Origin of the sequence: Nisaea sp., assembly GCF_017640745.1 — a bacterium.
Taxonomy (GTDB): domain Bacteria; phylum Pseudomonadota; class Alphaproteobacteria; order Thalassobaculales; family Thalassobaculaceae; genus Nisaea.
The window spans coordinates 1-13,023 of sequence record NZ_JAEPQA010000041.1; the positions used below are offsets into that span (position 1 = coordinate 1).

Consider the following 13,023-nt stretch of genomic DNA (forward strand, 5'->3'; position numbering starts at 1 on the left):
ACCGGGCCATGCCTTTCGGCGACGCCCAGTCTCTCAGCGGTGACGAGACCTACGCGATCACGGCCTATCTCCTGTATCTGAACGATCTCGTCGACGACGATTTCGAGCTCTCGAAGGCGAACTTCACCGAGGTGCGGCTGCCGAACGAGGAAGGTTTCTATCCCGACGACCGGACCGAGACCGCCGTCTGGAAGAACCGCTCGCCCTGCATGGAAAACTGCAAGCCCGAGGTGAAGATCACCAAGCGGGCGGCCATCATCGACGTGACGCCGGAGGACGCCTCGGGTGCGGCCGCTGCCGCAGAGGCGATGGGCGAAGGCTCCGGGGCGGCTGCGCCGGCCAGTGAGCCGGCGCAGGAAGTCGCGGCGGCACCCGCCGTCGATCCCGCGCTGGTCGAGGCGGGAGAAAAGGTCTTCAAGAAGTGTCAGGCCTGTCACGCCGTTGGCGACGGTGCGAAGCACAAGATCGGCCCGCATCTGAACGGCATCTTCGATCGCGCCGCCGGTACCGCCGACGGTTTCACCAAATATTCCAAGGACATGGTGAAGGCAGGCGAGGAGGGTCTCGTCTGGACCGAAGAGACGCTCGCATCCTTCCTTGCCAAGCCGAAGGACATGATCAAGCGGACCAAGATGTCCTTCGCCGGACTGAAAAAGGACGACGAACTGGCAGCTGTGATAGCCTATCTGAAGGCGACGTCCGAATAGTATGAGGACATGACATGATGGCGGTGACGGTGCGCACTATCCGGGCTTTGGGCCTCGCGATTCTGCTGACCGTCACCGCCCTTGCCGCTCCGGCCCGAGCTGTCGAACTCGGAGACGCGAAAGCCGGTGAGCAGCTCTTCCGTGTCTGTAAAGCCTGCCACCGTGTCGGTAACGGTGCCGAAAATGCGGTCGGCCCGCATCTGAACCGAATATTCGGCCGCGTCGCCGGGTCCATCGAGGGTTTCCGTTATTCGGAGGGACTGGTCCGCGCAGGCGCGGACGGTCTCGTCTGGGACGCCGACAATCTCGATATCTATCTCGAAAACCCGAAAAACCTCGTCTCCAAGACGCGGATGAATTTCGCCGGCATGCCCGATCCCGCGGACCGGTCGCACGTTCTCGCCTATCTGCGCGCCTTTTCCGACAAGCCGAGCAACATTCCCGAAGCAGCGCCGACGGCGACCGCAACGGATCACAATCTCGATCCGGCGATCCTCGCGATCGTAGGCGATCCGGATTACGGTGAATATCTGTCGGGCGAATGCCTGACCTGTCACCAGAAGAGCGGGGCGAACGAGGGTATCCCCTCGATCACCGGCTGGCCGAAGGCCGACTTCGTGGTGGCCATGCATGCCTACAAAAAAGAACTCCGCCCGCACCCGGTCATGCGCATGATCGCGGGGCGGCTGTCGGATGAAGAGATCGCCGGATTGGCGGCGTATTTCGAAGGCCTCGACTGAACGAGGCCCAAAACGGGAGGAACTGCCATGTCTCTGAGTAGAAGGTCGATCCTGAAAGGTGCGGCAGCGGGTGCCGTACTGACCGCGGCGCCGATGGTGATGGGCGCCAATCACGGCAAGCCGAAGGTGGTCGTCGTCGGCGGCGGCGCCGGCGGCGCGACGGTGGCCCGCTATCTCGCCAAGGACAGCAAGGGCGAGATCGACGTCACCCTTATCGAGCCGACCCGCACTTACTACACCTGCTTCTTTTCCAATCTCTATCTCGGCGGGTTCCGCACGCTGGACTCCATCGCCCACAGCTACGGCAAGCTTGCCAGCGAGTACGGCATCAATGTCGTGCACGACTGGGCGGTCGGCGTCGACCGCGACAAGAAGACCGTCGCGCTCGCAGGCGGCGGGGCGGTGCCCTACGACCGCCTGGTGCTGTCGCCGGGTATCGATTTCGTCGACGGCGCGGTCCCGGGCTGGGACATCGCGGCGCAAAACAAGATGCCGCATGCCTACAAGGCCGGCTCGCAGACCGAGCTGCTGAAGGCGCAGGTCGAGTCCATGCGCGAGGGTGGGGTCTTCGTCATGGTCGCGCCGCCGAACCCCTATCGCTGCCCGCCGGGCCCCTACGAGCGGGTCTCCATGGTCGCGCATGTCCTGAAGGCGAAGAATCCGAAGGCGAAAATCCTGATCTTCGATCCGAAGGACAAGTTCTCCAAGCAGGGCCTGTTCCAGGAAGGCTGGGAGGCGCGGTACCCGGGCATGGTCGACTGGCTCGACGCCAGTTTTACCGGCCCGCTGAAGGAAGTGCGGCCGGACAGCATGGAAGTGGTCGTCGGCGGCGAGGTGACGAAGGCCGACGTGGTCAACGTGATCCCGGCGCAGAAGGCCGGACGGATCGCGGAACTCGCCGGTGTGACCGACGAGAAAGGCTGGGCGCCGGTCGTGCCCGCGACCATGCAGAGCCGGATGGACGAGAACATTCACGTTCTCGGCGATGCGACCAATCAGGGCGACATGCCGAAATCCGGCTTCTCGGCCAACAGCCAGGCGAAGGTGGCGGCCAATGCGATCCGCGGTGCGCTCACCGGATCGAAGGTGTTCCCGGCCAAGTTCTCCAACACCTGCTGGTCGCTGATCGATACCGACAACGGGGTCAAGGTCGGCGCGGCCTATGAGGCGACGCCGGAGAAGATCGCCAAGACCTCCGGTTTCATCAGCCAGACCGGCGAGGATGCCGCGCTGCGCAAGCAGACCTACGAGGAAAGCCTCGGCTGGTATTCCGGCATTACGGCCGACATGTTCGGTTGATCCGCATCAATGCCGCAGCCCGCGGGAAAGGTACCGTGGGCTGCGGTTACCCGCCTTGCCCGGCGACGCTGCCGAAAATGTGACGAAAGAGTCCGGTCAGAAAATGCTAATCGCCTATCTTGAGATGATCCGCCCCGGCGCGGGCCCAACGCGCGGGCGGGCCAAGCTTTTTCGAAAGGAGACGCGACATGCCGGTTCTGTTTCGGGCGCTTGTCCTCATCTGTCTTGTGACAATCGGGTCGGCCCTGCCGGCGGTGTCGCAGGCGGAGGATGGGGTGCACAGGCTCGTCCTGCAGATCAGCGACAACGATCCGCACAAGATGATGGGCGTCCTGAACGTGGCCGCCAACGTGTCGCGGCACTATTCGGGCATCGGCGAGGAGGTGGAGATCCGCATCGTCGCCTTCGAGGGCGGATTGCATCTGCTTCGAACGGATACCGCGCCGGAGGACGTCGCCAAGCGGGTTCAGGGCTTTGGAATGAGCATGCCGAACGTCACTTTCCTGGCCTGCGGCAACACCATCGACACGATGGAGCGGCTGGAAGGCAAGAAGATCCCGATCCTCGAGGACGCGGAAATCGTCCAGACGGGGGTCGTCGCGCTGATCGAAGCGAACGAGGCCGGGTGGACCATCGTCCGTCCGTAATCCCGGCGGTCAGCTGAGAGGGTATCATGGAATTTCTCGAGACCCTTCTCGCGACCGATCACATATCGGACCCGGCCAAGGCCGCGCTCTGCGGACTGCTCGTCGGTTTGATCTTCGGTGCCTGCGCCCAGGCGAGCCGGTTCTGCCTGCGCAGCGCCTCGATCGAGTTCTGGGGCGGCAAGCCCGGGCCGAGTTTCGCGATCTGGCTGCTGGTCTTCGGCTCCGCGCTCCTCTTCGTCCAGATGCTGCTCTCCTCGGGGATGCTTCCGGTCAACGAGGTGCGGCAACTGTCCTCCGCCGGCACGCTCTCGGGTGCGATCATCGGCGGCGCGATGTTCGGCGTAGGCATGATCCTCGCGCGCGGCTGCGCCAGCCGCCTGCTCGTGCTCTCGGCGACCGGAAATCTCCGTGCCCTGATGACAGGGATGCTGGTGACCGTGATCGCACAGGCGGCGCTGACCGGGCTGCTGTCGCCCCTGCGCCTCGAACTTTCCGCCCTCTGGTCTGTCGGACCGGACGCTCGCAATCTCAATCTGCATTTGCCCGCTTATGCCGGCCTGATCGTCGGCGGCGTGCTTCTTGCGCTCGCCGTTTTCCTCGCCCGGCGCGCCGCCCTTGGCACGGCACGGACCCTGATCTCGATCGTCCTCGGTGGCTCGATCGCCCTCGGATGGCTGCTGACGGCCTCGCTCGCCCATGTCTCCTTCGAGCCGGTTTCCGTGCTCAGCGTGACCTTCACCGGCCCGTCGGCGGATACGCTCATGGCGCTCATCACCGAGCCGGCGATCCCGCTCGAATTCGGCGTCGGCCTTGTGCCGGGGGTCGCGCTCGGGTCGTTTGCCTCCGCCGTGCTGCGAAAGGAGTTCCATGTCCAGGTGTTCGACCAGTCGACCGGAATGGTGCGCTATGTCGTCGGCGCCGTGCTGATGGGCTTCGGCGGCATGCTGGCCGGCGGTTGCGCGGTCGGGGCGGGGGTCACCGGCGGTTCGGTTCTTTCCCTGACCGCCTGGCTTGCGCTCCTCGCCATGTGGCTCGGTTCCGGTGCCTGCCAATGGCTGATGGAGCGCCAGTCCCCCGCTTTTGGTAACGGCCGGGTAACCTCATGACCCTTGCAATTCGTTTATTTCTCGCGGCCGTGCTGTTTCTCAGTTCCGCCGGAGGCCTCGTTGTCGAGATCGTCGCCGGGCGCCTGATCGCGCCCTATGTCGGCATGTCACTCTATACCTGGACGGCGATCATCGCCGTGGTGCTGGCCGGTCTCTCGGTCGGCCATTGGATCGGAGGCCGAATGGCGGGACCGGAGGTGGACCGCGCGAGCGGTATGCGGCGCCTCGCGATCGCTCTCGCTCTCGCCGGCGTCACGAGCCTGCTCGCGCTCCTGCTGCTGAACGATCTCGCCGTCGGACTGCTCGCCTCGGGGCTCGGGCAAGTCACCATCGTGGTCCTGCTCGCAACGGCACTCTTCCTGCTACCGAGTCTCTTTGTCGGTATGGTGGCGCCCGTCGTCACCAAACTCGCCGTCGACGAGGCGCCTGAGCGGACCGGCGCAATCCTTGGACAGATGTACGCCATCGGGACGGTCGGCAGCATTGGGGGCACTCTGTCGGCGGGATATTTCTTCATTTCCTGGGTCGGCTCCGCCGGGACCCTGATCGCCGTCACGCTGCTCTATGCGGTTCTCGCGCTGGCCTGCGCGCTGCTCGCCGGCCGGAAGGCGGCGCTGATCGCCTGTGTCGCGATGGTCGGGCTCTCCGTCCCGCTTCTTGGCACCGGCATCGCGCGCGGCGCCTTCACTTCCCGCTGCACGGTGGAGAGCGACTATTTCTGCATCGTGATCGACGATTTCGCTCCATATAGCGGCCGCCCGAGCAAGCTCATGGTGCTGGACAATCTGGTGCACAGCATCAACGACCGGGACGATCCGAGCCTGCTCTACAGCCCCTATATCCATTTCGTCGACGAATATGCCCGCCGCCGCTTTCCGCTGGATGTCGCGGGAACCGAGCTGTCCGCCTTCTTCATCGGCGGCGGCGGCTATTCCCTGCCGCGTGCCTGGGCCGCGACGGTGCCGGGCGCGCGCCTGATGGTGGCGGAGATCGATCCCGCCGTGACGGAGGCCGCCCGCGACCATCTCTGGCTCGATCCTTCTACGCCGGGGCTCGAGATCCATCACCGGGACGCCCGCGCCCTGCTGCAATCCCTGCCGCGAGAACCGCAGTTCGACGTGATCTTCGGCGATGCCTTTCACGACATCTCGGTGCCGACCCATCTGGTCAGCCGGGAGTTCCATGGCGAGGTGGCGGCGCGGCTGACGCGGCACGGGTTCTATGTCGTGAACGTGGTGGACGGAGCGCGCAATCCGCGTTTTCTCGCCGCGCTGGTCCATACGCTGGCGCAGGATTTCGGCGATGTCGCGATCTGGCGGGAAGCGGGGGAGCAGACCGGGATAAGCCCGGAAGGACGGATCACCTATGAGGTCGTCGCATCCGCCTCCGGCGCGCCGGTCCCGGCGATCCATTCTGCCTTCGGGATCCGCCGCACCTGGCAACGGATCCCGATAGCGGACCTGATGGATCCCGGTTCAGAGACCCCGGTGATCCTGACCGACGATTTCGCGCCGGTGGACCGATTGCTGTCCGGGGTCCTGTTCTCGGCCGTGACTACTGAATGAGCTGCGTCAGCTTCTCGGCGCCGCCGGTCTGATTTTCCAGAGCGGAGTCTACCGGCAGCTTCGGGTCCGCCGACCATTCGACCATGGACCCGTCATACATCTTCGCGTTCTCGTTTCCGAGGATCTCCTGGGAGACGAACCAGCCGAGGCTGGCCCAGTGGCCGGTGTTGCAGAAGCTGATCTGGGCGCCTTCGGTCGGGATGCCCGCCATCGTATAGAGCTTGGAGATGGTGTCGCGGTCGCGGAAGGTGCCGCCATTCTGCGTCAGCCAGTTTTCCGGCAGGTTCCGGGCGCCCGGAATGGTCCCGGCGCGCTTCGCCTTGCCGTGCTTGTTGAGGCCGAGGAACTGGTCCTGCGGGCGGTTGTCGACGATCACCTCGCCGGCCGTCGCAGCGGCGGCCATGTCGGTCTTGTTGACGATCATGTCCTCGCGCAGCTCTGCGGAGAAGATGGTCGGGGCCAGTTTCACCTCGCCTTTCTCCAGCGGGTTCAGCGGCTGCTTCGTCTTCTCGTCGATCTCGGCGGTGTAGGCCTGCATGCCGCCATTGAGGATCGAGACCGCGTCATGACCGACGACCTTGAAGGTCCAGTAGATGCGGGTCGCGGTCCCCATGTCGAGCGCGGTCTTGCCGGCCGGAACGATGACGACATGATGCTCGTTCTCGATGCCGAGATTGCCGATCGTCGTCTCCAGAGTGTCGACGGTGGAGAGCTGTGCGATGGTGCCGTTGCCGTCCTGGGTACGCCAGCCGTCCTTCAGGTAGTCGGTCCAGATCGCGCCGGGAATGTGGCCGTCTAGATAGGTCTGCTTGGTCGCCCCGTCGAGCTCGCCCCGGACGTCGAGAAAGACGATCCCGGGCTCACCGATATGGTCCTTCACCCAATCGACGCTTACCAGCGGCGTCACGGTCTCGGCGCGCGCCGCGCCGGCAATCACGACCAAAGCAAAGAGGGATGCGATCAGTTTCTTCATCGTCTTGTCCAATCGAAGCCAGGGCGCGGCCTGCTTTCGGGAAAGCACCGGGCCCGTTCGCGTGGAAAATAGAAAGATCGTTCCCGAATGCCTAGGTGGCGGCAATGAAATAGAAGATTTTGGTCAAAGAATCTTCCCGGATTGACCGCTCTGTTCCCGATTCAGGAAATATGTGACCGGGTTGTGCTGGCCGAACTCCTGCTCCGGCTTCAATACGGATGTCGCGGAGACGACGGTATGCATGAGGCATGGTCCCACAGGAGGGTGCCAACGCGCGCCGGCCATATGATGAGGATCGAGGTCTCCGAGGGCTTGCATTCGAACCGGCGAAGAATCCGGCTGTTCCCGTTTCGCTCCCGTTGCCCGCCGACACGGTCTCTGTATAGTGTGCGGATTCATCAAACCTACACAAACAGGGGAAGCGACCATGAAACGCTTGCTACCGTTCCTGTGTGCCGCGGTCATGTCGACGACTGCCGCTCAGGCTCAGGACACCGTCAAGATCGGCATGCTGCAGGGCTTCACCGGCCCGACCGAATCTCTCGTCAAGCCGATGGCGCTCGGCGGCGAGATGGCCATCCAGGAAGTGTCCGACAGCGGCATTTTCCTCGGCGGCAAGAAGGTGGTCTCCGTACGCGGCGACAGCACCTGCGTCGACGCCGCTGCCGCGACCGCTGCCGCGAACCGTCTGATCACGTCCGAGGGGGTCAACGGCATCGTCGGGGCGACCTGTTCCGGCGCGACCACTGCGGTGCTGAACAACGTCGCCCGCCCGAACGGCATGGTGATGATCTCTCCGTCCGCCACCTCTCCGGCGCTGAGCACGATCGAGGATGACGGCCTGTTCTTCCGCACCGCGCCGTCCGACGCCCGCCAGGGCCAGATCATCGGCGAGATCCTCGTTGCCAAGGGCATCAAGACCGCCGCGCTGACCTATACCAACAACGACTACGGCAAGGGCCTCGCCGACTCGATCCAGTCTGCCTTCGAAGGCAAGGGCGGCAAGATCACCGCCGTCGCCGCGCATGAAGACGGCAAGGCCGACTACTCCGCCGAAGTCGCGACCCTCGCGGCCGCGGGCGGCGACATCCTGATCGTCGCGGGCTATCTCGACCAGGGCGGCAAGGGCATGATCCAGGCTGCGCTCGACACCGGCGCCTTCGACCGGTTCGTGCTGCCGGACGGCATGGTCGGCGAAGCGCTGACGGACAATTTCGGCGCCTCGCTCGACGGCTCCATCGGCACCAACCCGGGTACCGACAGCCCCGGCGCGGCGCAGCTGGCCAAGCTGGCCGAAGGCAAGGGCTTCAAGGGCGACGATCCCTATGTCCCGGAAGCCTACGACGCCTCCGCGATCCTGCTGCTCGCCATGCAGGCCGCCAACAGCACCGATCCGGCCAAGTACAAGGGCATGATCGAGAAGGTCGCCAACGCGCCTGGCGAGAAGATCTATCCGGGCGAACTCGCGAAAGCGCTCAAGATTCTTGCCGATGGCGGCGACATCGATTATGTCGGCGGCACCGCGCTCGAACTGATCGCGCCGGGCGAGTCCGCGGGCAGCTTCCGCGAGACCACGGTCGAAGGCGGTAAGTGGAAGACCGTTGCTTACCACTGATCGGTCGAGTTGAGACGTTTACGGGGAAACGGTCGGGCGCGAGCCTGACCGTTTTGCCTATATGGGCTAACGGATGATCAAAGTAGAAAACGTCACCAAGCGCTTTGGTGGCATCCACGCCGTCAACGGCGTGTCGCTGGAAATCCAGCAAGGCTCCATTACCGGGCTGATCGGCCCGAACGGAGCGGGGAAGACAACGCTCTTCAACATCATCGCCGGCGCTTTCCCGCCGACGTCGGGGAAGATCTATCTCGACGGTGAGGATGTATCGGAGCTCGAGCCGCATCAGCTCTTCCACAAGGGGCTGCTGCGCACCTTCCAGATCGCGCACGAATTCTCCTCCCTGACGGTTCTGGAGAACCTGATGGTGGTTCCGGGCGGACAGCCCGGCGAGGATCTGCGGCATGCCTGGTTCAATTTCGCCGCGGTGCGCGAACACGAGGAGAAGGTCCGCGAACGCGCCCGCGACGTAATCGAATTCCTGGAAATCCCGCATCTCGAGAACGAGCTCGCCGGCAATCTCTCCGGTGGCCAGAAGAAGCTGCTCGAACTCGGCCGCACCATGATGGTGGACGCGAAGATCGTCTTTCTCGACGAGGTCGGCGCCGGAGTGAACCGCACGCTGCTGCAGACCATCGCGAACTCCATCCAGCGCCTGAACAAGGAGCGTGGCTACACCTTCTGCCTGATCGAGCACGACATGGATTTCATTGCCCGGCTCTGCGATCCGGTCATCGTCATGGCCGAGGGCAAGCTGCTGACGCAGGGCTCCGTCGACGAGGTGATGAACAACGAGGAGGTCATCGAGGCCTATCTCGGGACCGGCCGGAAACACAAGCGGGTGTCGGATCAATGAGCTTTCTCTCCGCGACCGGGATGACCGGCGGCTACGGCGGGGCCGATATCCTGACCGACTGCAATCTGAGCGTTGAACGCGGCGAGGTCGCCGTCGTCGTCGGCCCGAACGGGGCCGGCAAGTCGACCGCGATGAAGGCCGTCTTCGGCATGCTGAACCTGCGCGAAGGCAGCGTGGTCTTTGACGGCGAGGACATCACGCGCATGGCGCCGCAGGAGCGGGTGCGCCACGGCATGGGCTTCGTGCCGCAGAACCGGAACGTCTTCGTCTCGCTCACCGTCGAGGAAAATCTCGAGATGGGCGCCTTCATCCGCGAGGACGACATCACGGAGTCGAAGGAGCAGGTCTTTTCGCTCTTTCCGATCCTCGCCGAGAAGCGCAACCAGCCGGCCGGCGAGCTTTCCGGCGGCCAGCGCCAGCAGGTCGCTGTCGGGCGGGCTCTCATGACACAGCCGAAGCTGCTGATGCTGGACGAGCCGACGGCTGGCGTGTCGCCGATCGTGATGGACGAGCTGTTCGACAAGATCGTCGAGGTCGCCCGCACCGGCATCGCCATCCTGATGGTCGAGCAGAATGCGCGTCAGGCGCTCGAGATCGCCGATCACGGCTTTGTCCTCGTGCAGGGCTCCAACCGCTTCACCGATACCGGCGAGGCCCTTCTGGCGAACGAGGAAGTTCGCCGTTCCTTCCTCGGGGGCTGAGCCATGGATATCGCCAACGCATTCGCGCTTCTCAGCAACTTCGTCCTCGTGCCGGCGATCGCTTACGGCGCTCAGCTCGCGCTCGGTGCGCTCGGGGTCACGATCATCTTCGGCATCCTGCGCTTTGCCAATTTCGCGCACGGCGAGATGATGTCCTTCGGCGCCATGGCGGCGATCCTCGCGACCTGGGGGCTGCAGGCGGCCGGGATCGGTATCGATCCGCTGCCGACCGCGCTTCTCGCTCTGCCGGTGGGGATCCTCGCCGCCGTGGCGATGGCGCTGCTGACCGACCGCTTCGTTTTCCGCTTCTATCGCCGGAAACGCTCGAACCCGATCGTCTTCGCCATCGTTTCCGTCGGCGTGATGTTCGTGATGGCCGGCCTGATCCGCATCATCATCGGCCCGGACGACCAGAGCTTCGCCGACGGCGCGCGCTTCCTCTTCACGGTGCGCGATTTCCGGGAGGCGACCGGGCTGGAACAGGGCATCGGCGTCAAGCAGACCCAGCTCATCACCGTCGTGGTTGCGCTCGTCGTCGTCGCGGCGCTCTTCTGGTTCCTGCAGAAGACCCGCTGGGGCAAGGCGATGCGGGCCTATTCCGACGACGAGGATCTGGCGCTGCTCTCCGGCATCAACCCGGAGAAGATCGTGATGATCGCCTGGGTGATCTCGGCCGCGCTCGCCGCCATTGCGGGCACGCTCTACGGCCTCGACAAGACCTACAAGCCGTTCATCTTCCTGCAGATCCTGCTGCCGATCTTCGCCGCGACCATTCTCGGCGGCATCGGCCAGCCGGTCGGTGCCGTGCTCGGCGGCTTCATCGTCGCCTTCTCGGAAGTGACGGTGACCTACGCCTTCAAGCGTTTCCTCGCCTATCTCGGGCCGGACGGCTGGGCGCCTGAAGGTCTCGTGCAGCTTCTCTCCACCGATTACAAGTTCGCGGTGTCCTTCGTCATCCTGGTCGCGGTGCTGCTTGTGCGGCCGACGGGCATCATTCGAGGTAAGGTCATATGACGAAGAAGGTCCCCCTCTATTACGGCGCGATGGGGCTGATCCTGATCGCGGTCGGTCTGTTCCAGAGCTGGGCGGTGGCGTTCGGCATCCTCAATCTCTGCCTGATCTCCGCCATCATGGCGCTCGGCGTGAACATGCAGTGGGGCTATGCCGGTCTCTTCAATGTCGGAATCATGGGCTTCACCGCGCTCGGCGGGCTGGCCGCCGTGCTGGTCTCCATGGCGCCGGTCGGCGAGGCCTGGTCGGTCGCGGGCGGCGATCTCGCGCTCTCGCTTCTGAGCCTCGTCGCGACGGTGGCCGCGATCCTTTTCGCCCGCCGCAAGTTCGCCCGGACACTCAGGCCTTATGTGACGGTGCTGCTGCTGATCGCCGGCTATTTCCTGATCTCGCATTTCTTTCTTCCGGCGACCGACCGGATCGAGGCGATCGATCCGGCGCTTTCCGGCTATCTCGGCGGCCTCGGCCTGCCGATCCTGCTGGCCTGGCCGGTCGGCGGACTGGTCGCCGCCGGGGCGGGCTGGCTGATCGGCAAGATTTCGCTCGGACTCCGGGCCGACTATCTCGCCATCGCCACCCTCGGCATCTCCGAGATCATCATTGCGGTGATCAAGTACGAGGAATGGCTTTCCCGCGGGGTGAAGAACGTCACCGGCATTCCGCGCCCGGTCCCCTACGAGGTCGATCTCGTCGAGGCGGACTGGTTTCTCTCGCTCACCCGGACATTCGGCGTCAGCGACGTCTCGGACGCCGCGGGGATCTTCGTCAAGATCTGCTACGCGCTGCTCTTCATCGCCGTGCTTGCCGTCATCATGTGGCTCGCCGAGCGGGCGCTGCAGTCCCCCTGGGGACGCATGATGCGGGCGATCCGCGACAACCGGGACGCGGCCGCCGCCATGGGCAAGGACGTGAAGGCGCGGCACCTGCAGGTCTTCGTGCTCGGCTGCGCGGTCTGCGGCGTGGCGGGCGCCATGCTGGCGACCCTCGACGGCCAGCTTACCCCGACCAGCTATATTCCGCTGCGCTACACCTTCCTGATCTGGGTGATGGTGATCCTCGGCGGCTCCGGCAACAACTGGGGGGCGGTGCTCGGCGGCTTCGTGATCTGGTTCCTCTGGGTGCAGGCGGAGCCGCTCGGTGCCTGGTTCATGACCGTGATCACCATGCCGCTGCCGGAAGAGTCCGGTCTGGCGCAGCACCTGATGGCCGGGTCGGTCTATATGCGTTACCTGCTGATGGGGGCGATCCTGCTGCTGGTCATGCGCTTCGCGCCGAAGGGGCTGATTCCGGAGCGGTAACAGGCTGCTCCCGACAGCCTGAGCGCCCGGTTGGTGCGGGCGCATTTATTGTAAATTAACCATTTCCCGGGATAGTCGGGACTGTTTTCGAACCTGGCTCCCGAGCCCGCTCGGGGCCTCGTTCAAACGGTCATGGCCTCCGAAGAAATGCGCGACGAAGATATTCCATCAGAAGCTCGAGCGGAAGCAGAGCGGCTTCGGCGTAGTCTTATCTACGCCAACATCGGTACCTGGGACTGGGAGATCGGGACCGGTGCGCTCTACTGGTCCGAGCGGATTGCGCTGCTCTTCGGCTACCAGCCGGGAACGCTGGAAACCAGCTACGAGAACTTCCTCGCGGCAGTGCATCCGGACGACCGTCAGGCCGTCACCGATGCCGTGACGGCTTGCGTCAAGAAAGGAATCCCGTACGAAATCGAACATCGTTGCGTTTGGCCGGACGGGACCGTGCGCTGGCTTCTGGAACGGGGAGACGTCACGCGGGACGAAGACGGCAAACCGCTGC

At 64.4% G+C, this 13,023-nt stretch carries 13 protein-coding genes; 12 read left to right on the forward strand and 1 reads right to left on the reverse strand.

Annotated features, from left to right (window positions below; translation table 11 throughout):
* The 6 genes from JJ959_RS19780 to JJ959_RS19805 all read left to right on the forward strand — a co-directional run.
* Positions 1-707 (forward strand): cytochrome c family protein (locus JJ959_RS19780; RefSeq protein ID WP_292887727.1); only part of this gene is annotated, 707 nt, incomplete at its 5' end.
* Positions 708-724: 17 nt separating this feature from the next.
* The gene (locus JJ959_RS19785) at positions 725-1,447 is read left to right on the forward strand and encodes a c-type cytochrome (RefSeq protein WP_292887730.1); all 723 of its coding nucleotides are present in this window, start codon (positions 725-727) and stop codon (positions 1,445-1,447) included.
* Between the two features lie 27 nt (positions 1,448-1,474).
* Complete coding sequence (locus tag JJ959_RS19790) at positions 1,475-2,746, forward strand: NAD(P)/FAD-dependent oxidoreductase (protein WP_292887732.1); 1,272 nt, start codon at positions 1,475-1,477, stop codon at positions 2,744-2,746.
* A gap of 188 nt (positions 2,747-2,934) precedes the next feature.
* Positions 2,935-3,393, forward strand: coding sequence for a hypothetical protein (locus JJ959_RS19795; RefSeq protein WP_292887735.1), 459 nt, complete (start codon positions 2,935-2,937; stop codon positions 3,391-3,393).
* 26 nt (positions 3,394-3,419) lie between these two features.
* Complete coding sequence (locus JJ959_RS19800) at positions 3,420-4,499, forward strand: YeeE/YedE family protein (RefSeq protein WP_292887738.1); 1,080 nt, start codon at positions 3,420-3,422, stop codon at positions 4,497-4,499.
* Complete coding sequence (locus tag JJ959_RS19805; protein ID WP_292887740.1) at positions 4,496-6,064, forward strand: fused MFS/spermidine synthase; 1,569 nt, start codon at positions 4,496-4,498, stop codon at positions 6,062-6,064. The genes JJ959_RS19800 and JJ959_RS19805 overlap by 4 nt, the downstream gene beginning before the upstream one ends.
* On the opposite strand, the gene JJ959_RS19810 is transcribed toward JJ959_RS19805, so the two are convergent.
* Positions 6,054-7,037, reverse strand: a complete 984-nt coding sequence (locus tag JJ959_RS19810) for a sulfurtransferase (protein ID WP_292887743.1) — start codon at positions 7,035-7,037, stop codon at positions 6,054-6,056. The genes JJ959_RS19805 and JJ959_RS19810 overlap by 11 nt on opposite strands.
* 427 nt (positions 7,038-7,464) lie before the next feature.
* On the opposite strand from JJ959_RS19810, the gene JJ959_RS19815 reads away from it, so the two are divergent.
* From JJ959_RS19815 to JJ959_RS19840, 6 genes are all read left to right on the forward strand, one after another.
* Complete coding sequence (locus JJ959_RS19815; RefSeq protein WP_292887746.1) at positions 7,465-8,652, forward strand: ABC transporter substrate-binding protein; 1,188 nt, start codon at positions 7,465-7,467, stop codon at positions 8,650-8,652.
* Positions 8,653-8,725: 73 nt separating this feature from the next.
* Positions 8,726-9,508: an ABC transporter ATP-binding protein gene (locus JJ959_RS19820; protein WP_292887749.1), complete on the forward strand. Its 783-nt coding sequence runs from the start codon at positions 8,726-8,728 to the stop codon at positions 9,506-9,508.
* The gene (locus JJ959_RS19825; protein WP_193187577.1) at positions 9,505-10,209 is read left to right on the forward strand and encodes an ABC transporter ATP-binding protein; all 705 of its coding nucleotides are present in this window, start codon (positions 9,505-9,507) and stop codon (positions 10,207-10,209) included. The genes JJ959_RS19820 and JJ959_RS19825 overlap by 4 nt, the downstream gene beginning before the upstream one ends.
* A gap of 3 nt (positions 10,210-10,212) precedes the next feature.
* Positions 10,213-11,223, forward strand: a complete 1,011-nt coding sequence (locus tag JJ959_RS19830) for a branched-chain amino acid ABC transporter permease (protein WP_292887755.1) — start codon at positions 10,213-10,215, stop codon at positions 11,221-11,223.
* Positions 11,220-12,518: a branched-chain amino acid ABC transporter permease gene (locus JJ959_RS19835; protein WP_292887758.1), complete on the forward strand. Its 1,299-nt coding sequence runs from the start codon at positions 11,220-11,222 to the stop codon at positions 12,516-12,518. The genes JJ959_RS19830 and JJ959_RS19835 overlap by 4 nt, the downstream gene beginning before the upstream one ends.
* Positions 12,519-12,650: 132 nt before the next feature.
* A partial coding sequence (locus JJ959_RS19840) for a PAS domain-containing protein (RefSeq protein WP_292887761.1) occupies positions 12,651-13,023 on the forward strand: 373 nt, incomplete at its 3' end.

Excerpts from the sequence above, each read along its gene's own strand:
- JJ959_RS19785 (WP_292887730.1), top strand. The coding sequence starts at position 725 with ATGGCGGTGACGGTGCGCACTATCCGGGCTTTGGGCCTCGCGATTCTG.
- JJ959_RS19790 (WP_292887732.1), top strand. The coding sequence starts at position 1,475 with ATGTCTCTGAGTAGAAGGTCGATCCTGAAAGGTGCGGCAGCGGGTGCC.
- JJ959_RS19795 (WP_292887735.1), top strand. The coding sequence starts at position 2,935 with ATGCCGGTTCTGTTTCGGGCGCTTGTCCTCATCTGTCTTGTGACAATC.
- JJ959_RS19800 (WP_292887738.1), top strand. The coding sequence starts at position 3,420 with ATGGAATTTCTCGAGACCCTTCTCGCGACCGATCACATATCGGACCCG.
- JJ959_RS19805 (WP_292887740.1), top strand. The coding sequence starts at position 4,496 with ATGACCCTTGCAATTCGTTTATTTCTCGCGGCCGTGCTGTTTCTCAGT.
- JJ959_RS19810 (WP_292887743.1), bottom strand. The coding sequence starts at position 7,037 with ATGAAGAAACTGATCGCATCCCTCTTTGCTTTGGTCGTGATTGCCGGC.
- JJ959_RS19815 (WP_292887746.1), top strand. The coding sequence starts at position 7,465 with ATGAAACGCTTGCTACCGTTCCTGTGTGCCGCGGTCATGTCGACGACT.
- JJ959_RS19820 (WP_292887749.1), top strand. The coding sequence starts at position 8,726 with ATGATCAAAGTAGAAAACGTCACCAAGCGCTTTGGTGGCATCCACGCC.
- JJ959_RS19825 (WP_193187577.1), top strand. The coding sequence starts at position 9,505 with ATGAGCTTTCTCTCCGCGACCGGGATGACCGGCGGCTACGGCGGGGCC.
- JJ959_RS19830 (WP_292887755.1), top strand. The coding sequence starts at position 10,213 with ATGGATATCGCCAACGCATTCGCGCTTCTCAGCAACTTCGTCCTCGTG.
- JJ959_RS19835 (WP_292887758.1), top strand. The coding sequence starts at position 11,220 with ATGACGAAGAAGGTCCCCCTCTATTACGGCGCGATGGGGCTGATCCTG.